This is a genomic window from Streptomyces polyasparticus (genome assembly GCF_014493765.1).
In the GTDB taxonomy this organism is placed as follows: domain Bacteria; phylum Actinomycetota; class Actinomycetes; order Streptomycetales; family Streptomycetaceae; genus Streptomyces; species Streptomyces polyasparticus.
This window is the reverse complement of the sequence record NZ_JACTVJ010000006.1, coordinates 427,165-453,189: the sequence shown is the minus strand read 5'-3', so window position 1 is coordinate 453,189 and position 26,025 is coordinate 427,165. Positions and strand designations below refer to the sequence as shown.

Genomic DNA, 26,025 nt, shown 5'->3' with positions numbered 1-26,025 from the left:
CACGCACCTCCCGATACTGAACGGCCGATCAGTAGTCGCTCCCTTCGGAGGCACCGTGCCCCACACCCCGCTGCTCACCCTCACGTGGACCGACCCCGTCTCCGGACGCCGGGGCCACCTCGTGGTGGACCGTCTCGTGCGCGGGGTCAGCAGCGGCGGACTGCGGATGCGGGCGGGCTGCACGCTCGACGAAGTGGCCGGCCTGGCGCTCGGGATGTCCATGAAGGAGGCCCTCCACTACCGGCCCGGCGCGCGGTACATCCCGCTCGGCGGCGCCAAGGGCGGCATCGACTGCGACCCGCGCTCGCCCGAGGCGTACGGCGTGCTCGTCCGCTATCTGCAGGCGATGCGCCCGTACGTGGAGAGCTTCTGGACCACCGGCGAGGACCTCGGCCTCACTCAGGACGTGGTCGACAAGGCGATGGCGGAGGCGGGCCTGGTCTCGTCGGTGCAGGCCGTGTACCCGCTGCTCGACGACGAGACGGCGGCCCGGCAGCGGCTCACCGACGCTTTCGCGGTACGGGTGGACGGCATCGGTCTCGACGAGCTGGTCGGCGGCTGCGGTGTCGCGGAGTCCGCGCTGACCGCCCTGGACCGCGCCCGGGTCCCGTACGAGGGCACACGGGTCGCCGTGCAGGGCCTCGGCACCATGGGCGGTGCGACCGCGCGGTTCCTGGCGCGGGCCGGCCTGAAGGTGGTGGCGGTCGCCGACGTACGGGGCACCATCGCGAACCCCGACGGCCTGGACGTCGAGGCCCTGCTCGCCGCGCGGGACGCGTTCGGCGCCGTCGACCGCGCGGCCCTGCGCCCGGCCGACCGCGCATTGCCGTCCGACGCCTGGCTTTCGTCGGACGCCGAGATCCTGGTGCCCGCCGCGGTGTCGTACGCGATCGACGAGCACAACCAGCAGCAGATCAGGGCCCGTTGGATCGTCGAGGCGGCCAACATGCCGGTCCTGCCCGAAGCCGAGCAGCTGCTTGCGGCCCGCGGCATCACGGTGCTGCCCGATGTCGTGGTCAACTCCGGTACCAACGCCTGGTGGTGGTGGACACTCTTCGGCGACATCGGCCCCGACGCCGACGAGGCCTTCGCGTACACCCGCGGCGCGCTGCGCGAGCTGGTGGACACGATCCTCGAACGGGCCGCGGCGAACGGCTGCACCCCGCGCGCGGCCGCGCACGCGCTCGCCGCGGAGCGGCTCACCGAGATCGCGCGCCACCACGGCCAGTACCGCTGATCCCCCGGCAAAGCCTCCGGGCCGCCGACCCCGCTCCGTCCCGGCCGGTGATCGCCGACTAGGGTTGGCGGGTGGCCAGGGTCCGGTTGAGTGTGGAGGAGCGACGCGAGGAATTGCTGCGCGCCGCCGTCGAGCAGATCGAGCTGCGGGGTGTCGCGGCCGTCCGGATCGCCGATGTCGCCGCCTCGCTCGGCGTGAGCAACGCCCTTGTCCTGTACCACTTCTCGACCAAGGAGAAGCTGGTCGCCGCGGCCTTCGCGTATGCCGCCGAGGGCGATCTCGCCCATCTGCACAGGCTTCTCGGCCGGCGCACCACGGCGCTGCGCCGGCTGCGTGCCGCGATCCGCTGGTACGCGCCGACGGGCAGCGCCAAGGGCTGGCGGCTGTGGATCGAGGGCTGGGCCGCGGGTCTGCGCGAGCCGGTGCTGCGCAAGGTGACGCGGGACCTCGACCAGCAGTGGAAGCGTGCACTCGCCGAGGTGATCTCCGAGGGGGTCGCGGCGGGCGAGTTCCGCTGCACGGACCCGGCCGCGACGGCGCTCCGGCTGACCGCGCTGCTCGACGGACTCGCCGTACAGAACACCGCGTACGCCACGGGCCCCTCCCGTACGGCGATCCTCACCTGGGTGGACGAGGCGCTGGCCCGTGAACTCGGCCTGGTCCGCGAGGCGTTGACGCAGTCGGCGCGCTGAGCCCCGACAGCATGGGCGCGGCCCGGCGGACACCTGGTCCGCCGGGCCGCGCCCGTACCGCTGCGGTCAGCGGAGCTCGTACACCTCGGTCACCGTGATGCGGTCCTCGATCTCACCGGGCGCGACCGGCACACCCTCCTTGTCGAACTGCACCGCGGGCAGCGCGACGGGCCGCGGCACTCCGCTGTCGCCCTCGTTCACGGACACGAGCCGCCCCAGGCGCATGCCGCTGAGCTTGGCGTACTGCTCGGCCTTGGCGCGGGCGTCCATGTGCGCCGCGGTACGGGCCCGCTCGCGCAGCTTGCCGGTGTCGGCCACGTCGAAGGCGACCGAGTGGATCCGGCCCGCGTCACCCGCGGCGTCCATCACGCTCTGCAGCACGGAGCCGGTCTTCTCGATCTCGCGCACCTTCACCGAGAACACCTGCCCGGCCTGGTAGCCGGTGACCTTGCTGGCGCCGTTCGGCTCGTGCTGCGTCACGGCGGAAACGTTGAGGCTCTCGGTGCGCACGTCCTTGTCCGCGACACCCGCCTTGCGGACAGCGGCGAGCATCGCGTCGGCGGCCCTGTTCTGTGCGGCGAGCGCCTGCTGTGCGGTCTTCGCGGTGCTCTCGACGCCGATGTGCAGGACCGCGATGTCGGGTGCCGCCGAGGACTGCCCGTCCCCGGTGACCGTCACGGTGGTGGGCGCGGGGGCGAGCGCGCTGTGCGGTGCGGGCGCGGCCGGCCCGGCGGCGAGCGCGGGGGCGCCGCCCGCCGCGAGCATGCCGCCGGCGAGGACGGCTGCCGCGGCGGTGCGGACGACGAACGGGGACGGAGTGCGTACGGCCATGAGGTGAGGTCCTCCGGATCGACGGATGGGGCGCGCCCGGGCGGGCGGCCGGGCGCGCGGTCATCCCAGCACCAACGGCCCTCGCGGCCCGTGCGCCACTCCCGCCCCAGGCGTCCTGTCACCTCACCGGTCCAGCAGCGAACGGCTCACGCCGAACCCGGGAACGTCAATACGCGAGGCACCGATTCACGCCATCGGGTGACGACGCTCCGGCGCACCACCCCGACCTCATGCACGGCCCTTAGATTCGAAGCCGGACACCCCGGCCCCCGGTGTCGCCCGAAGAGTGGCAGCAGACGACCTGGGGGAAAGGTGTATCCCTACCCTCCCAACCCCGCGCCTCTCATGCGGCGCGAAGACAGCCGGCTCGTCGTCGAGCTGCACGGCGAGCTCGATGTCGCCATGGTCCTGGCCATCGAGGACCCGCTCAGCGACGAACTCCGTCTGCCCACGACCGAACTCGTCCTCGACATGCGGCTGTTGACCTTCGTCGACTGCAGCGGGATCGCCCTGATCGAACGCCTGCGGCAGCGCCTCGAACTCACGGACGCGCGCATGTTCCTCATCTGCACGGATCCGTTCGTGCTGCGCATCCTGAGCTACCTCGGCGTACCCGACTCCATACCGATCCTGTCGAGCCCGCCCCAGCAGTGGCGCGAGGCCCAGCCCTCCCCCGACGGCAGCTGACCGCCAAGCCAGGCCCGAAGTCCGGCGTCCCGGTCCGGCGTCCGGCGTCCGGCGTCCGGCTACAGCGGGAGCAGATCCGGCCGCTTCGCCGACACATGGTCGCCGGAGGACTCGCCGCGCAGCCGGCGCCCGATCCAGGGCACCAGGTACTCGCGCGCCCACTGGATGTCGTCCCGGCGCACCTCCAGCGTGCTGCGCGGCGGCAGCTCGGGCCAGGGCTGGTCCGGGTCCGCGGGGATCTCCAGGCCGAGCACCTGCGCGGCGCGCAGCGCGACCCGGGTGTGCCCCTCGGGCGAGAGATGCAGCCGGTCGCCGTCCCAGGCGCGCCGGTCCTGCACCGAGCGCAGCGACCACAGATCGAGCACCGGGCACTCGTACCGGTCGGCGATCGCCCGTACGTGTGCCGTGTACGTGGCGATCTTGCCGCGCAGATGCCTGAGCACCGGCACGTTGCGGGTGTCGAAGCCGGTCGTCACGACGACGGTGCCGACGGCCGCGGTCAGGTCGGCGACGGCCCGCTCGAAGCGTTCGGCGACGTCGTCGGGGTCGGTACCGGGGCGGATGATGTCGTTGCCGCCGGCGCAGAAGGTGACCAGCTCGGGCGCGAGCCTCTTGGCGCGCGGCACCTGGTCCTCGACGATCTGGTCGAGCAGCTTTCCGCGGACGGCGAGATTGGCGTAACGGAAGCTGTGCTCGGGGTGGCGGTCGGCGAGCAGGACCGCGAGGCGGTCCGCCCAGCCGACGAAGGAACCGTCGGGGCCGGGGTCTCCGACGCCTTCGGTGAAGCTGTCGCCGATGGCCACATAGGAGGCGAAAGCCGCCGGGGTCACGGCGGTGAGGGCTGCACTGCTGCTGAGGGGTGTCGTCGAATCGTCTGCCACGTCGGCATATTTTTCACCCCAGGACGTGACTTACGCCACCGTAACCACCCTTGACAACGGGTGACATAGCCCACCGCAAAGATTGCCCCAACCCGGAATAGGGCGATGGCCCGGCGGCCGGGACCGTGCGATCCCGGCCGCCGGGCCATCGGAAACTGACGTGACGTCAGAGCGAGACGCCGTGCGAGCGCAGGTAGGCGGCCGGGTCCACGTCCGAGCCGTAGCCGGGACCGGTGCGGACCTCGAAGTGCAGGTGCGGCCCGCTGGAGTTGCCGGTCGAGCCGACCAGGCCGATCTGCGTACCGCCGGAGACGGTCTGGCCGGTGGAGACCGACAACTGCGACATATGGGCGTACTGCGAGTAGTGGCCGTCGGCGTGCTGGATGACGACCTCGTTGCCGTACGAGCCGCTCCATCCGGCGGAGACGACAGTGCCCTCACCGATGGCCTTGACCGGGGTGCCGGAGGCGGCCGCGAAGTCGGTGCCGGTGTGATAGCCGCTGGACCACATGGAGCCTGCGGTCCGGTACTGGGTGGAGACTCCGGCGGCGACCGGGGCGGTGAAGCCGGAGGTGGTGGCGGCGGCCTGCTCGACCTTCGGCTCAGCGGGCTCGGCGGCGGGGGCCTCCGCGGCCTCGGCCTCGTCGGCGGCGCTGCGCGCGGAGGACTTCGAGGCGTCCGCAGTGGACTCCTTCGCCGGTCCGGCCGCACCGGCGGCGGCCTGCACCGCGGCGCCGACCTGCAGCTTCACGCCGGGCAGGATGAGCCGCGGGTCGTCGCCGATGACCTTCTCGTTCGCGGCGTACAGCGGCTTCCAGCCGCCCTCGATGCCGAGGTCGTCGGCTATCGCGGAGAGCGAGTCGCCGGCGACGACCGTGTAGGTCTTGTCGGCCGACCCGGCCTTCTCGACCGGCAGGCTCTTCACCGGAGCGCTCTTCACCGGGGCACTGGACACAGCCGCCTGCGGAGCGACGGCCTGCGGGGTGGCGGCCTGCGCACCCGTCGCGCCGAACAACGGCAGCGCGAGTGCGGCGCCGCCCGTGCCGGCGACGGCGAACGAGCGGGTGAGACGGGCGGGCTTGGGACGGCGGTGCTTACCCTTCGCGGGCATGGCGCATTCCTTCTCCGTCGCCTGCGAGGTGAGCTGTCGGGTTAGGACTGGAGATGTCCCGTCGCGTCATGCGACTTCACCCCAAGCCGCTCCGGTGGGACCGGAAACGGCGTCTTACCGTTGGGTCCCCCGCTCCTGCCGTGCACGGGTGTGGGGCGAATTCCGGTGGCGGCAGGATTGGGCGTCCACCGGTTGTCGGTGACCGTAAGGGAGCGGCGAGCGGGAAAACAAACACCTCAATTCCCTTGGACCACACAGGAGCTGATCCATTCCGGGAATTACCGTCACCCTCCGTGGACGAACGATCTTTACCATCCGCATACCCAGCGGAATTCACCGCCGAAGATCGCCACACACCGTCACGAATATGATCCCGCTCACGCCCGAACCGCCACCACCCTTTAATTCAGGGCCAGTTATCCCTTAGGTCCTGAATCGGGCATTAGGGGCGCACCCGACGGAACCGGTAGACACTGGCATCGAAGTCCCCTTTGAGTCCGGACTCGAGTCCGTGGTGCAGCAGCACGGCACCCCGGTGCACCTCGTCCGTCCCGACGCGTTCGTACGCGGCGTCGGCGGCGATCCCGCGCAGCCGCACCCGCGGCGCGGGCTCGCCGTAATGCTGCGCCTGCAGCCAGGCGAGCACGACGACCTCGTCCCCGCGTACGTACTGCACCGCGCTCAGTCCGCCGCCGGGAGCGCGCAGCCGGTAGAGCGCGCCGAGCTGCACGGTCTCCCTGATCTCCTTGTAGAGGGAGACCCACGAACGCGCCTCGTCGAGCTCGTCCGCCGTCCACTCGGCCAGGTCGCCGCCCACCCCGAGCACCCCCGCCATCGCGCTCACGAAGCGGAAGCGCAGCGAGCTGACCCGGTCGTTCAGCTGCACATTCGGACTGTCCGTGACCCACGCGGCCATGACCCGCGCCGGATGGATCTGGGTGAAGCCGTGCTGGATGGCGAGCCGGTCGAGCGGGTCCGTATTGTCCGAGGTCCACACCTGATCGGTGCGGGCGAGCACGCCGAGGTCGATACGGCCGCCGCCGCCCGAGCAGGACTCGAAGGCGACTCCGGGATGGGCCGCGCGCAGCCGGTCGAGCAGTCGGTAATAGGCATGCACATGCTCATTCCACAACCTTTGCGGATAGCTCTCACCCGGCCAGCCGGCATCGGTGAAACAGCGGTTGAAGTCCCACTTCACATAGTCGATCGGCGCCGAGGAAAGCAGCGTGTGCAGCTGCTCCCAGAGGTAGTCCTGTACATCTTCGCGCGCCAGATTCAGCACCAGTTGGTTGCGGAATTCGGTCCGCCTGCGACCTGGATGGTGCTGCACCCAGTCGGGATGCGACCGGTACAGATCGCTGTCGGCGTTCACCATTTCCGGTTCGACCCAGATTCCGAACTGCATTCCCAGGGCATGCACTTCGTCCGCGAGCGGCTTCAGACCGCCCGGGAAACGCTCGGGGTTGGGCGTCCAGTCACCGAGCCCGGCCCGGTCACTGACCCGCGCACCGAACCACGCGTCGTCCACGACGAACAGTTCCACGCCCATCTCGGCCGCGCGGCGCGCGAGTTCGAGCTGCTGCGGAGCGGAGATGTCGAATCCGGTCGCCTCCCAGGAGTTGAAGAGCACCGGCCGCACCCGGTCCGCGTCCGGGATCACATGCTCCAGCTGGTACGCGTGCCAGGCCCGGCTCGCGCCGCCGAATCCCCCGTCGCTCCACAGCCCCGCGAAGACCGGCGTACGCCAGGTCTGCCCCGGTTCGAGCAGCACCTGCCCGGAGTCGTCGTGCCCCGTCCCGCCGGTGATCTGCACCAGCCCGTTCGGCAGCTTCTGTACGGCGATGCGCCACGCGCCCGACCAGCCGAGCGCACAGCTGTAGACCTCTCCGTGCTCCTCCCCCGCGCCCTCGGCGTCCAGCGCCACCCACGGCAGGTGCTGGTGCCCGGTGTGCCCGCGCCGGCTGCCGATCACATGCTCGCCGTACGCGAGCGGAACCCGCTCGACGCGCGACTCGGCGGCCCAGCGGCCGTGCAGCTGCGTGAGCCGCCAGGCGTCGCGCTCGGGCAGCGTCCACGCCGCGGAGTCCGCACGCAGCACCTCGACGGCGGGCCCCGCGCCCTCGTGCACCAACTCGGCGTCCCGCTCGACGACATCGCCCCGCATCCCGTACCGCAGGGTGATGCGCAGACCGTGCACGTCGTCGGCGAACGCCAGCTTCAGGACCTCGCCGTCCCGCGCCGCCTCCACGAACCGCCATTCCGTACCGCGCACTTCGGGCGTCCGCACCGACAAGGCGGGCCGTACGAACCGCGGACCACCCTCGACGGGGTACTCCTCCCGTCCGTCCAGCGGCGACTCGAACCCGCGCTCCTGAGGCGCAGGTTGGGCCGCAAGGGCCTCGGCGTCGGCAAGCGCAATGCGCGGCCCCCAGTGCAGATGCAGCAGCTCGTCGCGGTCCGTCAGCATCAGCGCATAGCTGCTCGTGGGGCCCGAGAGCAGCCACATCCGTCCGTCGCCGCCGACCTCGATCATCAGGCCCCCACCACTCATCAACAGATTCCGACAGGTACGCGCAGTTACGCACATCATCTGCGGTCCTCGCCGTCCCCCGCAATGGTCCGGCACCCGTCGTTCGCGGGAAGTTCGCCCATACCGACTGGCCAGGATGTGCGGGCGGTCGCAGATGATTGCCCCAGGAATCCATGTCGTATCGTCGGATGCGCGTGCACCTGATGCGCAGCCGCCGGCAGTCCTGCCGGCGACCACAGTGGGAGGAGCCCCCGTGACGCAGCAGATCCCGTCGACAGAGCCGGAACTCGCCGGGGTACGCAATTTCCGCGATGTGGGCGGCCTGCCCACCACGGACGGCCGGAGCGTGCGCCACGGTGTGCTGTTCCGCAGCGGCCATCTCGCCCATGCCACCGCGTCGGACGCGGAGTTCCTCGCGTCGCTCGGCCTGCACACGATCTTCGACTTCCGCAACGCGGCCGACCAGAAGCTCGAGGGCGCAGATGTCGAGCTGCCCGGTGTGCGCAATCTGAATCTGCCGCTGACCGACCCGGCCGACGGCGCCGAATTCTGGCAGATGGTCCGTGACGGCCATGTCGACGAGCTGCGCAAGATCCTCGGCGACGGCAAGGCCGCGGCACGGATGGCCACCACGTACCGCGTGATCGTCCGCGACCGCACCGCCGACCACACACGCGTTCTCGCCGAACTGGCCGAGGACAGCGTCCCGGCGCTGATGCACTGCGCCGCGGGCAAGGACCGCGCGGGCCTGTCGATCGCGGTGACGCTGCTCGCGATCGGTGTCGAGCGCGAGGCGATCATCACGGACTACCTGGAGTCCAACGCCAAGCACCGCCGCTACAAGGTGCGCCGCTCCAGCGACGCCCCCGAGGCCTGGTCGCCCGAGGTGATGGAGCTGCTCAGCCCGCTGTTCGACGCGCGCGCCGAGTATCTGGAGGCGGCTTTCGACGAGATGGAGCAGAACTGGGGCTCCGTCGAGCGCTATCTCGAAGAGGGCCTGGGCGCCACCGCCGAGGTCCGCGAGAAGCTGCGCGCCCGCCTGCTGGACTGATCACCGCGCTCGGAGGCCGACGGCAGCCGGCCCCGGGTCACCGCGCTCGGAGGCCCCGGCAGCCGGACCCGGGTCACCGCGCTCGGAGGCCCCGGCAGCCGGACCCGAGTCACCGTGCTCGGGGGTCACTGATTGCGACCCCCGAGCACGAACAGCAGGTACACGAAGAACGCGAAGAAGTGCCCCGCGACCAGGTAGACGAACAGCCGGATCACCAGGCCGCGCGGGAACCTGTCCTCGATGAACCGGCGTGCGCCGCTGGGGGATTCGGGCTTCATGACCGGCTCGCTTTCGTGGGCGCACCGAGGCAGAGCGCCTCGGCCGGGCTCTGCAACAGGGTGTGGACGAAGAGGAGTTCGGCCCCTTCGGGTTCGGCGGCCGCGATACGGTGCGGGGTCGCCGAGTCGAAATGGGCGCTGTCACCGGGTCCCAGGACATACGCGGTGTCGGCGAGCCGCAGCCGCAGCCGGCCGCTGAGCACATACAGCCACTCCTCGCCGGGGTGCACCCGCACGATGTCGCCCTGTGCCCCGTACGGCACCTCGACTCTCAGCGCCTGCATCCCGCGCCCGGACGCCCCGGCCTGGCGGTAGGTCCAGCCGCCGGCCACGCTCGGTTCCGTCTCGGCGGCGCGGAGCACGGACTGGCGCTCGGCGGGGGTCTCGCCGAGCAGCTCCGAGACCGTCGTACCGTAGATACGCGCCAGCGTGAGCAGCATCGGCAGCGACGGCTGGCGGTGCCCGGTCTCCAGACGGGACAGGTGCGCGGGCGACAGGCCCGCTGATGCGGCGGCCGCTTCGAGGGTGAGCGAGGCGCGGCGGCGCAGCGCCCGCAGCTGGGGCGCGACACCCAGGAGCGCGTCAGGTACCGCGGGGTCGGCAGGACTCATGCTGCCGATTCAGCCAGACCCTTGCCCCTGCGGCAAGTTTTTTGCCTCAGAGGCAAAGATCCCGCCGTCCTAGCGGTTGGCCACCGCCTGCTTCACCAAGGTCTTCCCGAAGTCCCACATCAGGGCTCCCCCGCTGTGCGCATCGTCCATCACGGCGGTGAACGCCTCGACGAAGCGGTCCACGTCCCGCTCCCCGATGATCAGCGGCGGAATCAGCTTGATGACCTCCAGATGGTCCCCGGAGACCTGGGTGAGAATCCGGTGCTTCTGCAGCAGCGGCACCACGACCATCTGCGCGAAGAGCCCCTTGCGCGCCACCTGGAGCGCGGCCCAACGGCTGCGCAGCTTGAGCGAGTTGGGCCGGCCGAACTCGATCCCGATCATCAGGCCGCGGCCGCGTACGTCGTGAAGCAGCTCAAAGCGGTCGACGAGCGCGGCGAGCCGTGACTTGAGCAGCTCACCGGTGGCGCGCGCGTTGGCGACGATCTGCTCGTCCTCCATGACCGTGAGCACGGCCAGCCCCGCCGCCATCGCCTGGGCGTTGGAGCCGAAGCTCGCCGAGTGCACCAGGACCCGGTCCATCGACGAGTAGACCTTCTTGAAGATCCAGTCCTTGCCGAGCGTCGCACCGACCGGCACATAGCCCCCGGACAGCGCCTTGGCCACGCACAGGAGGTCCGGCTCGACGCCTTCCTCGTGCTGGTACGCGTAGAAGTCTCCGGTCCGCCCGAGCCCCGTCTGCACTTCGTCGGCGATGAGCAGCGCCTTGTGCTTGTGGAGCAGCTCCTGCGCGGCCCGCAGATACCCGGGCGGCGCCTCGTGGACGCCCTTGCCCTGGATCGGCTCCACGATCAGCCCGGCGACATCGCCCTTCTTCAACTCCCGTGCCAACGCGTCCAGATCGCCGAGTTCGACCGGAGTGTCGGGGAGCAGCGGTGCGAAGCCGTCCCGGAAGCCGGACTCGCCGTTGACGGACAGCGAGCCGGTGGTCAGGCCGTGGAAGGCGTGGGTGCAGTAGAGGATGCGCGGCTTGCCGGTCGCGTACCGGGCGAACTTCAGCGCGGTCTCGACCGCCTCCGTACCGCTGTTGCCGAAGAACACCCGGTCCAGATGCGGCGAGTGCGCGAGCAGCTTCTCCGCGAGCAGCCCGGGCAGCGGCTGGCAGTCGAAGCGGGTGAGGTCCGCAAGCGAGGCGTCGAGCACGTCGTGCAGCGCCTTGCGCACGACGGGGTGGTGGCGGCCGAGCCCCATGACTCCGAAGCCGGCGAGCATGTCCAGGTAGTCCCGGCCCTCGGCATCCCAGAAGTACGCGCCCTCGGCCCGCTCGTAGACCTTGTCGAAGCCGATGGTGTGCAGCATCCGCGGCAGCTGGTGGTTGAGGTGACGGCTGTGCAGCTCATAGCGCTCGCCACCGCGCTCGGCAAGCAGCCTGCCAAGGTCGAACCCCTTGGCGGCGTCCGGCCCGCTCCCTGCCTCGTCCCGCTTGATGACCTCGTCCGTCATCCGTTGCTTCCTTCTTTCTGCTCAGAGCCTGCCCCTGAACCCCCGTCGTTCGCGCGCAGCGCGGGCGCAGCGGCGTTCGGTGCGTGCGCTCGGCGCGCGGCGTCACAGGTCATGTGGCGGAGCCACCTGTCCTGGGGCGCCGTGCGCCGAGGGTGCGTGCCGGGCGTCGGGGCGCAGGCGGGGGTTCAGGGGCGGGCTCTTACGGTCCCACGTGGCCCCGATCCGGCCCGCGATGTCCACCGCGGTGAGGCCCAGGTCGGCGAGCACTTCGCCGCGCTTGGCGTGCGCGAGGAACTGGTCGGGGATGCCGAAGCTCCGTACCGGCAGATCCACCTCGGCGTCCTGGAGTGCCTGGGCGACGGCCGAACCCACCCCGGAGGCGCGGCTGTTGTCCTCGACGACGGCCACCAGCTTGTGGGTGGAGGCCAGTTCGGGCAGCGCGAGGTCGACCGGCTTGATCCAGCGCGGGTCGACGACCGTGCAGCCGATGCCGCGGCCTTCGAGCAGCTCCGCGGCCTTCAGGCAGACCGGAGCCATCACGCCGACCGCGACGAGCAGCACATCCTCCCCGGCACCGCGATGCAGCACGTCCATGCCGCCCACCCGGTCGAGCGCCGGGATCTCGGGGCCGACCGACTCCTTGGGGAAGCGCACCAGAGTGGGCGCGTCGTCCACGTCGACCGCTTCCCTGAGCTGGGCCCGCAGTTGTGCGGCGTCGCGCGGCGCGGCGATCCGCAGACCGGGCACGACCTGGAGCACGGACAGATCCCACATGCCGTTGTGCGAGGCCCCGTCGACGCCGGTGACGCCCGCCCGGTCCAGGACAAAGGTGACCCCGCACTTGTGCAGCGCCACGTCCATCAGGAGCTGGTCGAAGGCCCGGTTGAGGAATGTCGCGTAGATCGCGACGACCGGGTGCAGACCGCCGGTCGCGAGGCCGGCCGCCGACACCGCGGCGTGCTGTTCGGCGATGCCCACGTCCCAGACCCGGTCCGGGAACCGCTCGGCGAAGGCGCCGAGGCCGACGGGATGCAGCATGGCCGCCGTGATCGCCACGACGTCCGGCCGCTCCTCGCCGATCTTGACGATCTCGTCCCCGAACACCGAGGTCCAGGAAGGCCCGTTGGACGGCGCGAGCGGCTCGCAGGTCAGCGGGTCCATCACCCCGACCGTGTGGAAGTGGTCCTCCTCGTGCGCGAGCGCCGGCTCGTAACCGCGGCCCTTCTCGGTGAGGCAGTGCACGAGCACCGGCCCGTGGAACCGCTTGGCCCGGCTCAGCGCCGATTCGACCGCCGCGATGTCATGACCGTCGATCGGCCCCACGTACTTGAGCCCCAGATCCTCGAACATGCCCTGCGGCGCGAACGCGTCCTTGAAGCCCTTCTTCGCCCCGTGCAGCGACTCGTACAGCGGCTGCCCGATCACCGGTGTGTGCTGGAGCACCTCCTTGCCCCAGGCCAGGAAGCGTTCGTAGCCGTCCGTCGTGCGCAGGGTCGCGAGATGGTTGGCGAGACCGCCGATGGTCGGCGCGTACGAGCGCTCGTTGTCGTTGACGACGATGATCAGCGGGCGGTCCTTGGCGGCCGCGATGTTGTTCAGCGCCTCCCAGGCCATCCCGCCGGTCAGCGCGCCGTCCCCGATCACCGCTACGACATGGCCGCCGTCGCCCCGTACCTGAGCGGCCTTGGCGAGACCGTCCGCCCAGCCGAGCGCGGTCGAGGCATGGCTGTTCTCGACGATGTCGTGCTCGGACTCCTCCCGCGAGGGATAGCCGGACAGGCCGCCCTTGCCGCGCAGCTTGGAGAAGTCCTTGCGTCCGGTGAGCAGTTTGTGGACATAGCTCTGGTGGCCGGTGTCCCAGACCAGGCGGTCGACCGGCGAGTCGAAGACCCGGTGCAGCGCGATGGAGAGCTCCACCACGCCCAGGTTGGGGCCCAGATGACCGCCGGTCCTGGCCACCGCGTGGACCAGGAACTCCCTGATCTCCTCGGCCAGTTCGGCCAGTTCCTCCTCGGCCAGCGCCTTCACATCGCGCGGCCCCCGAATGGTCTCCAGGATCGTCACGCCGGGCCCCCTCTCGGTTGGTTGCTCAACCTGCAATGTGCGCCTTACTGCACGGTCACGGCGGGTTCCCCGGACTCCACGCCGTCCTTTTCCATCTGTTCGGCGAGCTTCATGGCCTCGTCGATCAGCGTCTCGACGATCTTCGACTCCGGTACGGTTCTGATCACTTCGCCCTTGACGAAGATCTGGCCCTTGCCGTTGCCGGAGGCGACCCCGAGGTCCGCCTCGCGCGCCTCGCCGGGCCCGTTCACCACGCAGCCCATGACGGCCACGCGCAGCGGCACCTCCATGCCTTCGAGCCCGGCCGTCACCTCGTCGGCCAGTTTGTAGACATCGACCTGGGCGCGGCCGCAGGACGGGCAGGAGACGATCTCCAGGCGACGCTGCTTCAGCCCCAGGGACTGGAGAATCTGCAGGCCCACCTTGACCTCCTCGGCGGGGGGCGCCGACAGCGAGACACGGATGGTGTCACCGATGCCCTCGGACAGCAACGCACCGAACGCGACCGCGGACTTGATCGTGCCCTGGAAGGCCGGGCCCGCCTCCGTGACCCCGAGGTGCAGCGGATAGTCGCAGACGGCCGCGAGCTGCCGGTACGCCTGGATCATCACGACCGGGTCGTTGTGCTTGACCGAGATCTTGATGTCCTGGAAGCCGTGCTCCTCGAAGAGGGAGGCCTCCCACAGCGCCGACTCGACCAGCGCCTCGGGCGTCGCCTTGCCGTACTTCTTGAGCAGCCGTGCGTCCAGGGAGCCCGCGTTGACGCCGATGCGGATCGGGGTCCCGGCCGCCGACGCGGCGCGGGCGATCTCCTTCACCTTGTCGTCGAACTGCTTGATGTTCCCGGGGTTCACGCGGACCGCGGCGCAGCCCGCGTCGATCGCCGCGAACACGTACTTCGGCTGGAAGTGAATGTCCGCGATCACCGGGATCTGCGATTTACGGGCGATGGTCGCGAGCGCGTCCGCGTCGTCCTGCGTGGGGCAGGCGACGCGGACGATCTCACAGCCGGACGCGGTCAGTTCGGCGATCTGCTGCAGCGTCGCGCCGATGTCCGAGGTGCGCGTGGTGGTCATCGACTGCACGGAGACGGGAGCGTCGCCGCCGACGGCCACCGATCCGACCTGGATCTGCCGCGACCGGCGCCGCTCGGTGAGCGAGACCGGCAGCGACGGCATCCCCAGGGAGACGGGTTCCATCACGTCACCCGCGGTTCGACGCGATGGTCTCGCGCATCGCCCGCAGGGACTCCTTGAGGGAGCCCATGGTGGCGAGCACGGCCGTCGGCTCGTAGCCGCAGTGCGCCATGCAGTTGGCGCAGCGCGGGTCCTTGCCCCGCCCGTACGCGTCCCAGTCGGTGTCCTCGATGAGCTGCCGGTACGTCGGCACATACCCGTCGCTCATCAGATAGCAGGGCTTCTGCCAGCCGAACAGCGAGTAGTTGGGGATCGCCCAGGCCGTGCACGGGAAGTCCACCTTGCCCTCGAGGAAGTCGAGGAACAGCGGCGAGTGGTTGAGCCGCCAGCGCCGCCGGTTGCCGCCCGCGAAGGCCTTCTTGAACAGCTCACGGGTCTGCTCCACGCCGAGGAAGTGCTCCTGGTCGGGCGCCTTCTCGTACGCGTACGCGGGCGAGAGCATCATCTCGTCGACCTTGAGGTCGTCGTTCAGGTAGTTGAGGACCTCGATGATGGTCTGCGGGGTGTCCGTGTTGAAGAAGGTGGAGTTGGTGGTGACGCGGAAGCCGCGCTTCTTGGCCTCCTTGATGGCCTCCACCGCCTCGTCGAACACACCCTCCTTCGCCACGGATTCATCGTGCCGCTCCCGCATTCCGTCGATGTGCACGGCGAACGCGAAATAGGGAGAGGGCTTGAATTTGTCCATCTTTTTGCGCAGGAGCATCGCATTGGTGCAGAGGAAGACATATTTCTTCTTCGCCACCAACTGCCGCACAATCTCGTCGATCTGCGGATGCATCAACGGTTCGCCACCGGCGATCGACACCATCGGCGCACCGGATTCGAGCACCGCTCCCACGGCCTGCGCCACGGGCATCCGCTGCTTGAGCACCCCCGCGGGGTGCTGGATCTTGCCGCAGCCCTCGCAGGCGAGATTGCACGCGTACAACGGCTCGAGCTCCACGATCAGCGGGAACTTGTCCCGCTTCCGCATTTTCTGCTCGGCAAGATATGTCGCGACCTTGATGGACTGTCGAAGGGGCATGGCCATCTGGCTCACCTCCGGGGGAGCAGCAAAGAACGGTGCCATTCATAGAAAGCAGGGAGTACCGAACGAAGAACGCGGAAGGCTGATATTCCACCGCGCACCGTGCTGATACGGACCAGTTCATGTTCCGGGGCGTCCACGACCACCCGGACGGCCGCAACGGGCCGGGAACCCCCGGCGCGGGCGGTGTGCAGGGTCGCGGCGGACTCCATGTCCACCGCGATCGAGCCCTTGGCGAGCAGTTCGGCGCGTTCGTGTCCGCGCACGACATGGGCGGAGCCGGTGAGCGGCCCGGTGTGCACGGTCCGCCCGGGTACCGCCTTGACCAGCTCCTTGACCAGCAGTTCGGCGCCTTCGCAGGGTGTGCTGCCACGCTCGTCGACCGTGTGCTCGGCGACGACCAGATCACCCGGGTGCATCCCGGGCGCGAGGCCGGCGCAGAAGCCGGTGGCGATCACGGCGGCGCCCTGCAGCCGGCGGTCGGCGAGCGTGCGCCTGACCGCGCGCTCGGCGGCCTTCGGTCCCATACCGGTGCGCAGTACGGTGACCGGTCCCGCGGCTCCGCCGCGGTCTCCGCTGCGCAGGGCGAGCTTCTCGATGCCCAGCGCACAGGCGATGAGCAGCGGAGCCGGCGGTTCGTGCGTGGTGCTCATCAACCCCCCTCGTGGCCATGGCCGTTGAGATAACGACCGAGCGCCGTCAGCGGGAACACCTGGCGGTACAGGTGGTAGTTGATGGAGAAGTCCCAGGGGAATCCGGTGCCGGTGAAGTACGGCTCGTCCCAGCTGCCGTCCTCGCGCTGCGTCTCGGCCAGCCAGGTGATGCCGCGCTCGACGGCCTTGGACTCCCGCTCCCCCGCCGCGAGCAGCGCGAGCAGCGCCCATGCGGTCTGCGACGGAGTGGACTCCCCGCGGGCCACCCAGGACTCGTCCACGTACGACCGCAGGTCCTCGCCCCAGCCGCCGTCGTCGTTCTGCACCGACTCCAGCCAGTCCACGGCCCTGCGGATCGCGGGGTGCGCGGCGGGCAGTCCGGCGGCCACGAGGGCGGGGACCACGGACCCGGTCCCGTACAGGTAGTTGACGCCCCAGCGGCCGAACCAGGCGCCGTTCGCCTCCTGTTCGGCGAGCAGCCAGGTGATGCCGCGCCGGGTGCGCGGATCGTGCGCCTTGCCCTCGCCCGCGAGGAACTCGACCACATGGGCGGTGACATCGGCGGACGGCGGGTCGATGACCTCACCGAAGTCGCAGAACGGCAGCCGGTTCGGGAACGGGCTGGTGTTGTCCACGTCGAACGCGGCCCAGGCGCCGTTCTTCGACTGCATCCCGTACGTCCAGGTCGTGGCCCGCCTGACCGCGGCGTCCACCCGCGCGGGGTCGGGGTGGCGGACCCGGCGCAGCGCGAGCGCGACCTCGGCGGTGTCGTCGATGTCCGGGTAGTTGTCGTTGTGGAACTCGAACGCCCAGCCACCGGGAGCCAGCCCCGGCCGCCGCACCGACCAGTCACCGGGCCGCGCGATCTCCTCCGCCAGCATCCAGTCGACGGCCTTCACCAGGGCCGGATGGTCGGCGGGCAGCCCCGCGTCGGCCAGCGCGATGGTGGCGAGGCAGGTGTCCCAGACGGGCGACTGGCAGGCCTCGATCATCCGGGCGCCGTCCTCGCGCCAGACGACGAACCGGTCGAGCGAGGCGAGACCTTCGCGCAGGACGGGGTGGTCGAGGTCGTAGCCGAGCAGATGCAGGGCGATCACGGAGTAGACCGCGGGCGGCTGGATCCCGCCCCAGCAGCCGTCGTTCTCCTGCCGCTCGACGATCCACCGCCCCGCGGACCGCATCGCCATCCGCCGCAGCCCCGGCACGGCCACCTTCTGATACGTGTGCAGCACCTTGTCGAGCCGCTGGAACAGGCCGTCCCAACTGGCCACCGGGGCAAGGGGCTTGCGCGGGTTGGGATTGCGGTGGTCGGTGTGCAGCTCGTCGAGCGCGAACGGCGCGGGCCGCACGGGCCGCTTCGCCGAGACGATGGTGAGCGGCACGATGGTCTGCCGCGCCCAGCACCCGAAGTCGTAGATGTTGAGCGGGAACCACTTCGGGAAGTAGATGAGCTCCGGCGGCAGTTCGGGCAGGTCGTCCCACTTCCACCAGCCGAACAGCGCCAGCCAGATCCGCGTGAACACCCGCGCGGAGGCGATGCCTCCCTGGGCGCGGATCCACGCCGAGGCCTTCGCCATGTGCTCGGCCTCGGGATCGTCACCGGCGAGCCGCAGCGCGACATAGGCCTCGACCGTGGTGGACAGCTCACCAGGTCCGCCGTAGAAGGTGGCCCAGGTGCCGTCGGGGCGCTGTTCGCCCCGGATGAACAGCGCGGAGGCCTGCGTGGTCTTCTCGTCCCTGATCCCCAGGAACTGCCGGAGCAGCAGATCCTCGGCGTCCATCGTCACGTTCGTCTCGAGATCGCCCTTCCACCACCCGTCTTCGTCCTGGTGAGCGAGCAGATACTCGATCGCACGCTGATTGGCCCGCCGAGCCCCGTCGAGCGCGGCAGGCGTGTGTGCGGATTCGCTGGCCGCGGGAGCACGGGGCGGGATCGCCCCGGCGCTGCCGTCGGTCGTCGCTGTCATGGCTTCCCCTTCGTGCAGTGTGGATTGCTGCTGTGCTGGGGTTCGCCGTCGGCCGATGCCTTGACTGCTGCTGTGTCAGTGCGGTCTGGGCACCGGCCGGCGACTGCGCGTCATATGAGGCTGCTGGTCCGCTTGTCGATGGTGATCATCTCTTCCGTACGACGACGAAGTCGGCGAGCGCCGCGAGCTGCGCCCTGACCCGCTCCGGCATCTCCACGCTCTCGATCGCCTGCAGCGCGATGGTGTGCTGCCTGCGGGCCTCCTGAGCGGTCCACTCGCGGCCGCCCGCCTCCTCGATGAGCGCGGCGCGGTGCGCGAACTCCGCCTCGGAGAAGTTCTCGAAGTCGTTCGCCTTGGCGTCGGCGGCGAGCAGCTGCCCGAGCTCCTCGGACGCGGGCCCGCCGGCGGCGAGCGCTGCCACCACCGGCAGGGACTTCTTGCGCTGCCGCAGATCGCTCCAGGTCTGCTTGCCGGTGGACTCCGGGTCGCCCCAGATGCCGAGCAGGTCGTCGACCGCCTGGAAGGCGAGACCGAGGTGGTAGCCGTACTTCTCCAGGGTGTCGGCGGTCTTGTCGTCCGCGCCGCCGAGCACCGCACCGATGGAGACGGCGCAGGCGAGCAGCGCGCCCGTCTTGTTGCCCTCCATCTCCAGGCACTCCTCGACGGTGACCCGCTCGCGGTGCTCGTACGAGATGTCCTGGGCCTGACCGTCGATCAGCGCCCGGGTGGCCGCGGTGAGACGGCGCGTGGCGCGTCCGGCCTCGACGGTGTCGAGTTCGAGCAGCACCTCGCCCGCGAGGGCGAAGAGGGCATCGCCGACGAGGATCGCCTGCGCCGGGCCGTGCACCTTCCAGACCGTGTCGCGGTGGCGGCGCTGCTCGTCGCCGTCCATCAGGTCGTCGTGCAGCAACGAGAAGTTGTGCACCAGCTCAACGGCGACGGCACCCGGGATGCCCACCTCGGGCGCCGCGCCCGCCGCCTCGGCGGAGAGCAGCGCGAGCGCGGGACGTACGGCCTTGCCGCCGTCGCCGTCGGAGGGCCGGCCCTCCGCGTCGATCCAGCCGAAGTGGTACGCGGCGACGGTGTCCATCGGCGGCGCGAGCCGGTCGACGGCGGCGCGCAGCACCGGCGTGGCCATCGTCCGGCCGCGCTCGAGCAACGCCGTCACGTCGACGGTGTCCCCCTGCCCGTGGTCGGCGGCCGCCATGGCCGAAGGCTCAGTCGGCACTGTCTCTCCTCTGGTTCCGGTGGTGGTGCTGGTACTCATGCCGCCTCCTCGAACAGGTGGTCGTGGGGACGGCCGAGTGTGCCGAGTGCGGCCCGTGCGGCCGCTGCGCCGCTGCGGACGGCGCTCTCCATGGTCGCGGGCCACCCGGTGGCGGTCCACGCGCCGGCCAGATACAGGCCGGGAGCTCTGGTGCGCGGGCCCGGCCGCAGCCGGCCCACGCCCGGGGTGGGCGCGAAGGTGGCGGTGCGCTCGCGCGTGACGAAGAAGTCGCGCACCTGCGCTCCGCGCGCGGCCGGAAGCAGCCGCTTCAGCTCGGGCAGATACCGCTCGCGCAGTTCGGCCACGGGTGCGTCGATCTCGTTCTGCGCGATGGACTGCGATACGGCGAGGTACTGTCCGCCGCCGTTCAGACCCGAGGCCTCCGTGCGGTCGAACACCCACTGGACGGGGGTGCCGAGCGCGGCGAAGAAGGGCTGCCTGAGCACCTTGCGGTCGTAGATCACATGCAGGTTGAGGATCGGCGCGGTGCCGATCTCCAGGAGCTGGTCCTTCGCGTCGAGCGCGCCGTCGGGCAGAAGTTCGTGCGCCTCGCGCTGCGGTACCGCGAGCACGATCGTTTCGGCGGCGATCTCCTCGCCGTCCGTGCGGACGCGCCAACCGCCCGTCTCCGTACGGGAGATGCCCGCGACCTTGGCGCGCAGCTCCGTGCGGACACCGGCCTTGTCGAGGGCCTCGCGGGCGAGCTTGTCGTGCAGGTCGCCGAGGGGTACGCGGGCCCAGCCGATGTCGGCGGCACCCGGCTCGGAGAGCAGCCCGGTCTTGAACACCATGGCCGCGAGCCCGAGCGAGGAGTCCCCCGCGACGGCGTTGAGGGTGGCGATGCCGACGAGGTCCCACAGCGCCTCGATGGCGCGCGCCGACTGCCCGTGCCGGCCCAGCCAGGTGCCGAAGTCCTCGTCGTCGAGCGCGGGGTCGGCGAGGTCGAGCGCCTTGAGCGCGAGGGCGGCACGGCCGACCTTGGCGCGCTCGGCGAGCGAGAGATGCGGATACGTGGCGAGGCTGCGGGCCAGATGCAGCGGTACGGGAAGCCCCGCGCGCCGCAGCCGTCCCAGCCGGGGGCTCGGCGTCGCGACATCGAGCACCGGCACGTCGAGCCGGTCCTGCAGCGGCGCGAGCGCGGCGCCGTCCACGCGGTCCAGAAACCAGCGGTAGGCCGTACAGCATCGCAAGTAGACGTGCTGGCCGTTGTCCACGGTCAGATCGCCGCGCTGGAACGAGAAGGCCAGACCGCCGAGCCGCGGCCGGCCTTCGAGCAGCGTGACGTCCAGGCCCGCGTCGGCGAGGCCGAGGGCCGCGGTGATGCCGGCGAGTCCGCCGCCGACCACCACCGCGGAGCGGCTCTCGGCGCCGTCGGCCTGCGTTTCCTGCGCGGTCATACGCCCTCCCCCGCGGCCTTGCCCGGGATGAACTCCTGGTGGGTCATCTCAGTCTGGGACGCCGATCGCCAGTGGAGGGTTGCTTGTCGCTTGGGGGGATTTGCCCGGGCATCGTAAGGGATGCGGGTATCGGTCGGGATGATGAGGCACACCCCGTACAAACCGCGAGGATGCCTCATGGTCACGCCCGCCTCCCGGCGGATGTGTGACGGGCGATGCTGCGGGCGTCGAAACCGGACAGACCGCGGACCGCGACATAGGCCTTCTCGCGTCCCGGCAGCGAGACACGGCCGCGCAGGACGGCCTCGGGGTCGCGCTCGATGCGGTCGAGCAGCCGGCGGTAGATGCCGGCCATCGCGGCCACGCAGGCGCCGCTGCGCCGGTCCAGCATCGGCAGGAGCCGGTAGCCCTCGGCGAACAGGGCGCGTGCGCGGCGCACTTCGAAGTGCACGAGGCCCGCGAAGTCCGAGCCGGCCGGCGGCTCGGCGCCGGCGAATCCGGCCGAGCAGCCGAACTTGGCCAGGTCGTCGGCGGGAAGGTAGGTACGGCCACCTTCGGCATCCTCGCGAACGTCCCTGAGGATGTTGGTGAGTTGAAGCGCCAGGCCCAGCGTGTCGGCGTACTCGGCGGCGCGTTCCGCGTGCCGCGCGCCGGGCGCGGTGCCGAACACGCCGAGCGAGAGGCGGCCGATGGCGCCCGCGACGCAGCGGCAGTAGACCTTGAGGTCGTCCCAGGTCTCGTAGGTCTCGCCGCGGACGTCCATCAGGACGCCGTCGATCAGCTCGTCGAGCCCGTCGAGCGGGATCGGGAAGGTGCGTGCGGCATGCGCGAGCGCGACGCCCACCGGGTCGGTGTCGTCCTCGTCGACGCGGCCTGCGCGGATACGGTCGAGCAGCTCACGGGTCTCCTCGAGGCGGGCCTGCTTGACCTCGGGCGGGAGCGCACCGTCACCGATGTCGTCCACGCGGCGCGAGAACGCGTACAGCGCGGACATCGCGCGCCTCTTGGGCGTGGGCAGCAGCCTGATCCCGTAGGCGAAATTGCGCGCCTGCTGACCGGTGACGGCCTCGCAGTAGCTGTACGCGGCGAGCACGGGGGCGCCGGCGGTACTGATCCCCTCCATGGCCTCGCTCACCCCTCTCCACGGTCGGGTCGCAGGACTGCGCCCACCTCGCGAAGGAGCTGGGGCTTGGTGGGCTTGGGCGGTCCGGGGAGCACGTCGTACTCGGCGGCGGCGATGGCGCGGAGAGCCGCCCGTCCCCCGGCGACGAAGCCGGCGAGCAACAGCTTGAGCCTGCCGTGGACGCTACCCACGAGCGGGGTGCCTTCATTCAGGAGCCGGCGCGCGCGTTCTGCTTCGTATGCGATGAGTGAGCGCACCGCCGCGCCCGCGTGCGCCCGCGCGAGATCGGACTCCTGCACCGAGCAGCGCTTCATGTCCTCGGCGGGCAGATAGATGCGGTCGCGGGCCAGGTCCTCGGAAACGTCCTGGAGATGTTCGACGATCTGCAGCGAGGTGCACACGGCGTCCGAGCGGCGTACGCGCTCGGGGGTCTCGGTGCCGGTCACGGCGAGCACCAGACGGCCCACGGGGTTGGCCGAGAGTTCGCAGTACGCCAGGAGATCGTCGTAGGTCTCGTAGCGGCTGACGAGCTGGTCCTGGCGGTTGGCGGCGATCAGTCCGAGGAACGGCCCGGGAGTGAGCGCGCGGCGACGCACGGTGGGCTGCAGGCGCTGCAGGAGCGGATGGCGGGGGCTGCCGTCGAAGACCTTGCGCAGGTCTGTCTCGAACGCGTCCAGCATGGCGAGACGGTCATCGCTCTGTGCGGGGTCGAGGCCGAGGGCCAGGGCGTCGGCGCCGCCGGGGGCCAGATCGCCGTCGCCGATGTCGTCGACGAGGCGGGCGAAGCCGTAGACGGCCATCAGGTCCTCGCGCCAGGCCCTGGGCAGAAAGAACGGGGCCACGGGAAAGTTCTCACCGGCGGCCTTGTCGAGCGTCGACTGGACGGCGAAACGCTGTCGGAGCTGGGAGTTTTCCGTAGCCATGGCCGTCACTCTCCCGTTCTACACTGCCAACCCAATTCACCCTATTTCGGACACGCCGCCCGACCGATCCAGCTTACGTTGTACAGCGCCGGGCGGAATGCCGGGGTGTTCTGCACATCACAACAACGCACCTATTCGTGTCAACCTTCCTCACAGGTAAGGAAGTTGACCCGGAATTGACCTTCGCGGCCGGTCCCGCGGCGCTACGCAACCCGTGACGCAAAGGAGCCCCGCCGGGGTTCCGGCGGGGCTCTGAAGCGTTCGAACGGCTACTTGCCGGTGAACTTCTCGTACTCCTTGAGCACCTCGTCCGTGGGCCCGTCCATCCGCAGCTCACCGCGTTCGAGCCACAGGACGCGGTCGCAGGTGTCGCGGATGGACTTGTTGTTGTGGCTGACCAGGAAGACCGTGCCGGCCTCCTTGCGCAGTTCGCGGATACGGGCCTCGGAGCGCTTTTGGAACTTGCGGTCGCCGGTGGCGAGCGCCTCGTCGATCATCAGCACGTCGTGGTCCTTGGCGGCCGCGATGGAGAAGCGCAGGCGGGCTGCCATGCCGGAGGAGTAGGTGCGCATCGGCAGGGTGATGAAGTCGCCCTTCTCGTTGATGCCCGAGAAGTCGACGATCCCCTGGTAGCGCTCCCTGATCTGCTCGCGGGTCATGCCCATCGCGAGCCCGCCGAGTATGACGTTGCGCTCGCCGGTGAGGTCGTTCATCAGGGCCGCGTTCACACCGAGCAGCGAGGGCTGGCCGTCGGTGTAGACCTTGCCCGACTCGGCGGGGAGCAGGCCGGCGATGGCCCGCAGGAGCGTGGACTTGCCGGAGCCGTTGGAGCCGATCAGGCCCACGGCCTCGCCCCGGTACGCGGTGAAGCTGACGCCGCGTACGGCGTGCACCTTGCGCACACCGCGGTCCTCGCCGCGCTTGATGATGCGGCTGAGGGCCGCGGTGGCGCTGCCCTTGCCGCTCCTGGCGCCGTTGACGCGGTAGACAATGTGCAGCTCGTCCGCGATGACGGTGGGAATCCGGGTGTCGTTCTGCTGCTCAGCCACGGCCGTAGCGCTCCTCTGCCTTCCAGAAGTACACGAAGCCGATCACGCCGGTGACGACCGCCCAGCCGAGCGCGAGGGCCCAGACGTGCGGCGGCAACGGGTTGTACCGGGTGATGTCCTCGATCAGCGCGTACCGCATCAGGTCCATGTAGACCGCCGCCGGATTGGCGAGCAGAACATCGGCGACCCAGGACGGGGCGTGCGCCTTCGCGAGCATCGGGGCCAGCGGGAACATCACGCCCGACGCGTACATCCAGGTGCGCAGCACGAACGGCATCAGCTGGGCGAGGTCGGGCGTCTTGCTGCCCATCCGCGCCATGATCATCGAGAGGCCGACATTGAAGGCGAACTGGAGCACCAGGGCCGGGAGGATCAGGAGCCACGACAGGTCCGGGTAGTGCCCGAAGCCGATGAGGATCGCGAACAGCACCAGCATCGAGAACAGCAGCTGCTGGAGCTGCTGGAGCGAGAACGAGATCGGGAGCGAAGCGCGCGGGAAGTGCAGCGCGCGCACCAGACCGAGGTTCCCGGAGATCGACCGTACGCCCGCCATCACCGAGCTCTGCGTGAAGGTGAAGACGAAGACACCGGTCACGAGGAACGGCACGTACATGTCGTTGCCCATGCCGCCCCGGCCGCCGAGCAGCAGGCCGAAGATGAAGAAGTAGACCGCGGCGTTGAGCAGCGGCGTGGCCACCTGCCACACCTGGCCCAGCTTGGCCTGGCTGTACTGGGCCGTCAGCTTGGCCTGCGAGAACGCGAGGATGAAGTGGCGCCGGGTCCACAGCTGGCGCACGTACTCCATCAGGCTCGGCCGCGCGCCGCTCTGGCTGAGGCCGTACTTCGCGGCCAGCTCGGCCCGCGAGAGCCGGTCGTCGGGGGACTGATGCCCCAGGGACGCTGTCACGGTGACACCGCCGTCATGCGTCGTCTCACTCACAAGTGGAAACTTTCGTCTTCAGATATGCGCCGGGGGTTCGCGCACAGGCGAGTACCTGGGCCGGCCGGGGTCCGGGGGTCTCCCCGGCGGAATACAGCCGGCCCGATGTTCTCAGACACGAGCTTGTCAGATGACAGGAGGTCGGCCCAGTCGGGTCAGCCGCCACACCGTCCGCCATTTCATGGGGCGCCGGGGACCGCAGGGGGTGCGCCAGCCCTCCTTGAAGCCGCCGAACCACGCTCTGAGCGCGGGCCGCGAGGGCCTGCGGAGCAGCGTGAGCAGCAGCCAGACGCCCAGGTACACCGGGACCAGCGGCGCCGGCAGATTGCGCCGGGCCAGCCAGACTCGGTTGCGGGCGACCATCCGGTGGTAGACCGCGTGCCGCGAAGGCGCCGTGGTCGGGTGGTTCAGGACCATGTCCGCGCGGTAGTCGATCATCCAGCCGGCGTCGAGGGCCCGCCAGGCCAGATCGGTCTCCTCGTGCGCGTAGAAGAAGTCGTCGGGCAGGGTTCCTGCCTCGGCGAAGACCTTCGTACGGACCGCGTTGGCCCCGCCGAGGAACGTGGTGACCCGCGAGCTGCGCATCGGGTCGGCCGCCCGCAGGCGCGGCACGTGCCGCCGCTGGGTCTCGCCGGTGTCCGGGTCGGCGATCCGGAAGCTGATGATGCCGAGCTCCGGGTCCGCGGCGAAGGCCTGCCGGCACAGCCGAGCCGTGTCCTGCCGGGCCAGCAGACCGTCGTCGTCGAGGAAGAGCAGGATGTCGACGTCCTTGCCGGCCTCGCCGAAGGCCTCGATGCCCACGTTGCGCCCGCCGGGGATGCCGAGGTTCTCGGGCAGCTCCACGGTGCGTACGCCGGCGGGGACCTCGGGGACCGGGGACCCGTTGCCGACGACGACCACCTCGACGCGGTCGCCGTCCTGCTTGGCGACCGAGTCGAGGAGTGCGCGCAGCTCGTCGGGCCGGTTGCCCATCGTGATGATGACGGCACCGACCTTCAACTGCTCGG

Annotated in this window: 23 protein-coding genes and 1 riboswitch; of the genes, 4 read left to right on the top strand and 19 right to left on the bottom strand. The window is 70.4% G+C overall.

Annotated elements, in window-relative coordinates:
- The first annotated feature begins 55 nt into the window (after nucleotides 1–55).
- Nucleotides 56–1,237 carry a Glu/Leu/Phe/Val dehydrogenase dimerization domain-containing protein gene (locus H9Y04_RS13985; RefSeq protein WP_187814136.1) on the top strand — a complete coding sequence of 394 codons (1,182 nt, stop codon included), beginning with the start codon at nucleotides 56–58 and terminating at the stop codon, nucleotides 1,235–1,237.
- A gap of 71 nt (nucleotides 1,238–1,308) precedes the next feature.
- A complete protein-coding gene (locus H9Y04_RS13980) occupies nucleotides 1,309–1,929 on the top strand; it encodes a TetR/AcrR family transcriptional regulator (RefSeq protein ID WP_187814135.1) in 621 nt (206 codons plus the stop codon).
- Nucleotides 1,930–1,995: 66 nt separating this feature from the next.
- Here H9Y04_RS13980 and H9Y04_RS13975 read toward each other — a convergent pair whose 3' ends face one another.
- Complete coding sequence (locus H9Y04_RS13975) at nucleotides 1,996–2,760, bottom strand: SIMPL domain-containing protein (protein WP_187814134.1); 765 nt, start codon at nucleotides 2,758–2,760, stop codon at nucleotides 1,996–1,998.
- Nucleotides 2,761–3,105: 345 nt separating this feature from the next.
- Here H9Y04_RS13975 and H9Y04_RS13970 point away from each other — a divergent pair, with 345 nt between their 5' ends.
- The gene (locus H9Y04_RS13970) at nucleotides 3,106–3,447 is read left to right on the top strand and encodes an STAS domain-containing protein (RefSeq protein ID WP_187814133.1); all 342 of its coding nucleotides are present in this window, start codon (nucleotides 3,106–3,108) and stop codon (nucleotides 3,445–3,447) included.
- A 59-nt stretch (nucleotides 3,448–3,506) separates the two neighbouring features.
- Here H9Y04_RS13970 and H9Y04_RS13965 read toward each other — a convergent pair whose 3' ends face one another.
- From H9Y04_RS13965 to H9Y04_RS13955, 3 genes are all read right to left on the bottom strand, one after another.
- Nucleotides 3,507–4,277: an SGNH/GDSL hydrolase family protein gene (locus tag H9Y04_RS13965; protein WP_187814442.1), complete on the bottom strand. Its 771-nt coding sequence runs from the start codon at nucleotides 4,275–4,277 to the stop codon at nucleotides 3,507–3,509.
- A gap of 217 nt (nucleotides 4,278–4,494) precedes the next feature.
- Nucleotides 4,495–5,439, bottom strand: coding sequence for a M23 family metallopeptidase (locus H9Y04_RS13960; protein WP_187814132.1), 945 nt, complete (start codon nucleotides 5,437–5,439; stop codon nucleotides 4,495–4,497).
- A gap of 3 nt (nucleotides 5,440–5,442) precedes the next feature.
- Nucleotides 5,443–5,607: riboswitch (cyclic di-AMP (ydaO/yuaA leader) on the bottom strand.
- A 274-nt stretch (nucleotides 5,608–5,881) separates the two neighbouring features.
- The gene (locus H9Y04_RS13955) at nucleotides 5,882–7,972 is read right to left on the bottom strand and encodes an alpha-galactosidase (protein ID WP_187814441.1); all 2,091 of its coding nucleotides are present in this window, start codon (nucleotides 7,970–7,972) and stop codon (nucleotides 5,882–5,884) included.
- A 250-nt stretch (nucleotides 7,973–8,222) separates the two neighbouring features.
- On the opposite strand from H9Y04_RS13955, the gene H9Y04_RS13950 reads away from it, so the two are divergent.
- Nucleotides 8,223–9,020, top strand: coding sequence for a tyrosine-protein phosphatase (locus H9Y04_RS13950; protein WP_187814131.1), 798 nt, complete (start codon nucleotides 8,223–8,225; stop codon nucleotides 9,018–9,020).
- 125 nt (nucleotides 9,021–9,145) lie between these two features.
- Here H9Y04_RS13950 and H9Y04_RS13945 read toward each other — a convergent pair whose 3' ends face one another.
- The 15 genes from H9Y04_RS13945 to H9Y04_RS13875 all read right to left on the bottom strand — a co-directional run bounded on the left by H9Y04_RS13945 (nucleotide 9,146) and on the right by H9Y04_RS13875 (nucleotide 26,017).
- Nucleotides 9,146–9,298 carry a DUF6126 family protein gene (locus tag H9Y04_RS13945; protein ID WP_187814130.1) on the bottom strand — a complete coding sequence of 51 codons (153 nt, stop codon included), beginning with the start codon at nucleotides 9,296–9,298 and terminating at the stop codon, nucleotides 9,146–9,148.
- The gene (locus H9Y04_RS13940) at nucleotides 9,295–9,909 is read right to left on the bottom strand and encodes a helix-turn-helix domain-containing protein (protein WP_187814129.1); all 615 of its coding nucleotides are present in this window, start codon (nucleotides 9,907–9,909) and stop codon (nucleotides 9,295–9,297) included. Before H9Y04_RS13940 ends, H9Y04_RS13945 begins: the two co-directional genes overlap by 4 nt.
- Nucleotides 9,910–9,978: 69 nt before the next feature.
- A complete protein-coding gene (locus tag H9Y04_RS13935; protein WP_187814128.1) occupies nucleotides 9,979–11,412 on the bottom strand; it encodes an aspartate aminotransferase family protein in 1,434 nt (477 codons plus the stop codon).
- A 102-nt stretch (nucleotides 11,413–11,514) separates the two neighbouring features.
- Nucleotides 11,515–13,476 (bottom strand): 1-deoxy-D-xylulose-5-phosphate synthase, encoded by a 1,962-nt coding sequence (dxs, locus tag H9Y04_RS13930; protein WP_187814127.1) that lies wholly within the window; start codon nucleotides 13,474–13,476, stop codon nucleotides 11,515–11,517.
- Nucleotides 13,477–13,520: 44 nt separating this feature from the next.
- Nucleotides 13,521–14,675, bottom strand: a complete 1,155-nt coding sequence (ispG, locus tag H9Y04_RS13925) for a flavodoxin-dependent (E)-4-hydroxy-3-methylbut-2-enyl-diphosphate synthase (RefSeq protein WP_187814126.1) — start codon at nucleotides 14,673–14,675, stop codon at nucleotides 13,521–13,523.
- A gap of 4 nt (nucleotides 14,676–14,679) precedes the next feature.
- Complete coding sequence (gene hpnH, locus H9Y04_RS13920; RefSeq protein WP_187814125.1) at nucleotides 14,680–15,702, bottom strand: adenosyl-hopene transferase HpnH; 1,023 nt, start codon at nucleotides 15,700–15,702, stop codon at nucleotides 14,680–14,682.
- Nucleotides 15,703–15,707: 5 nt separating this feature from the next.
- The gene (locus H9Y04_RS13915) at nucleotides 15,708–16,352 is read right to left on the bottom strand and encodes a phosphorylase family protein (protein WP_187814124.1); all 645 of its coding nucleotides are present in this window, start codon (nucleotides 16,350–16,352) and stop codon (nucleotides 15,708–15,710) included.
- Entirely contained in the window at nucleotides 16,352–18,319 is a 1,968-nt protein-coding gene (gene shc / locus H9Y04_RS13910; protein WP_187814123.1) for a squalene--hopene cyclase, read from the bottom strand. The genes H9Y04_RS13915 and shc overlap by 1 nt, the downstream gene beginning before the upstream one ends.
- A gap of 145 nt (nucleotides 18,320–18,464) precedes the next feature.
- Complete coding sequence (locus H9Y04_RS13905) at nucleotides 18,465–19,586, bottom strand: polyprenyl synthetase family protein (RefSeq protein WP_187814122.1); 1,122 nt, start codon at nucleotides 19,584–19,586, stop codon at nucleotides 18,465–18,467.
- Complete coding sequence (gene hpnE, locus H9Y04_RS13900) at nucleotides 19,583–20,983, bottom strand: hydroxysqualene dehydroxylase HpnE (RefSeq protein ID WP_187814121.1); 1,401 nt, start codon at nucleotides 20,981–20,983, stop codon at nucleotides 19,583–19,585. Before hpnE ends, H9Y04_RS13905 begins: the two co-directional genes overlap by 4 nt.
- Nucleotides 20,984–21,164: 181 nt before the next feature.
- Nucleotides 21,165–22,106, bottom strand: coding sequence for a presqualene diphosphate synthase HpnD (hpnD, locus tag H9Y04_RS13895; RefSeq protein ID WP_187814120.1), 942 nt, complete (start codon nucleotides 22,104–22,106; stop codon nucleotides 21,165–21,167).
- An 8-nt stretch (nucleotides 22,107–22,114) separates the two neighbouring features.
- Complete coding sequence (gene hpnC, locus H9Y04_RS13890; RefSeq protein ID WP_187814119.1) at nucleotides 22,115–23,029, bottom strand: squalene synthase HpnC; 915 nt, start codon at nucleotides 23,027–23,029, stop codon at nucleotides 22,115–22,117.
- 269 nt (nucleotides 23,030–23,298) lie between these two features.
- Entirely contained in the window at nucleotides 23,299–24,078 is a 780-nt protein-coding gene (locus H9Y04_RS13885; RefSeq protein WP_187814118.1) for an ABC transporter ATP-binding protein, read from the bottom strand.
- Entirely contained in the window at nucleotides 24,071–25,018 is a 948-nt protein-coding gene (locus H9Y04_RS13880; RefSeq protein ID WP_187814117.1) for an ABC transporter permease, read from the bottom strand. The genes H9Y04_RS13885 and H9Y04_RS13880 overlap by 8 nt, the downstream gene beginning before the upstream one ends.
- A 126-nt stretch (nucleotides 25,019–25,144) precedes the next feature.
- Nucleotides 25,145–26,017: a glycosyltransferase family 2 protein gene (locus tag H9Y04_RS13875; protein ID WP_187814440.1), complete on the bottom strand. Its 873-nt coding sequence runs from the start codon at nucleotides 26,015–26,017 to the stop codon at nucleotides 25,145–25,147.
- Nucleotides 26,018–26,025: the final 8 nt, after the last annotated feature.

Coding starts and splice junctions, on each gene's coding strand:
- hpnD (WP_187814120.1), bottom strand. CDS start 22,106: ATGGAGGGGATCAGTACCGCCGGCGCCCCCGTGCTCGCCGCGTACAGC.
- H9Y04_RS13970 (WP_187814133.1), top strand. CDS start 3,106: ATGCGGCGCGAAGACAGCCGGCTCGTCGTCGAGCTGCACGGCGAGCTC.
- H9Y04_RS13960 (WP_187814132.1), bottom strand. CDS start 5,439: ATGCCCGCGAAGGGTAAGCACCGCCGTCCCAAGCCCGCCCGTCTCACC.
- H9Y04_RS13940 (WP_187814129.1), bottom strand. CDS start 9,909: ATGAGTCCTGCCGACCCCGCGGTACCTGACGCGCTCCTGGGTGTCGCG.
- ispG (WP_187814126.1), bottom strand. CDS start 14,675: ATGGAACCCGTCTCCCTGGGGATGCCGTCGCTGCCGGTCTCGCTCACC.
- H9Y04_RS13915 (WP_187814124.1), bottom strand. CDS start 16,352: ATGAGCACCACGCACGAACCGCCGGCTCCGCTGCTCATCGCCTGTGCG.
- H9Y04_RS13935 (WP_187814128.1), bottom strand. CDS start 11,412: ATGACGGACGAGGTCATCAAGCGGGACGAGGCAGGGAGCGGGCCGGAC.
- H9Y04_RS13905 (WP_187814122.1), bottom strand. CDS start 19,586: ATGAGTACCAGCACCACCACCGGAACCAGAGGAGAGACAGTGCCGACT.
- hpnC (WP_187814119.1), bottom strand. CDS start 23,029: ATGGCTACGGAAAACTCCCAGCTCCGACAGCGTTTCGCCGTCCAGTCG.
- shc (WP_187814123.1), bottom strand. CDS start 18,319: ATGACAGCGACGACCGACGGCAGCGCCGGGGCGATCCCGCCCCGTGCT.
- hpnE (WP_187814121.1), bottom strand. CDS start 20,983: ATGACCGCGCAGGAAACGCAGGCCGACGGCGCCGAGAGCCGCTCCGCG.
- H9Y04_RS13975 (WP_187814134.1), bottom strand. CDS start 2,760: ATGGCCGTACGCACTCCGTCCCCGTTCGTCGTCCGCACCGCCGCGGCA.
- H9Y04_RS13955 (WP_187814441.1), bottom strand. CDS start 7,972: ATGATCGAGGTCGGCGGCGACGGACGGATGTGGCTGCTCTCGGGCCCC.
- H9Y04_RS13945 (WP_187814130.1), bottom strand. CDS start 9,298: ATGAAGCCCGAATCCCCCAGCGGCGCACGCCGGTTCATCGAGGACAGG.
- hpnH (WP_187814125.1), bottom strand. CDS start 15,702: ATGGCCATGCCCCTTCGACAGTCCATCAAGGTCGCGACATATCTTGCC.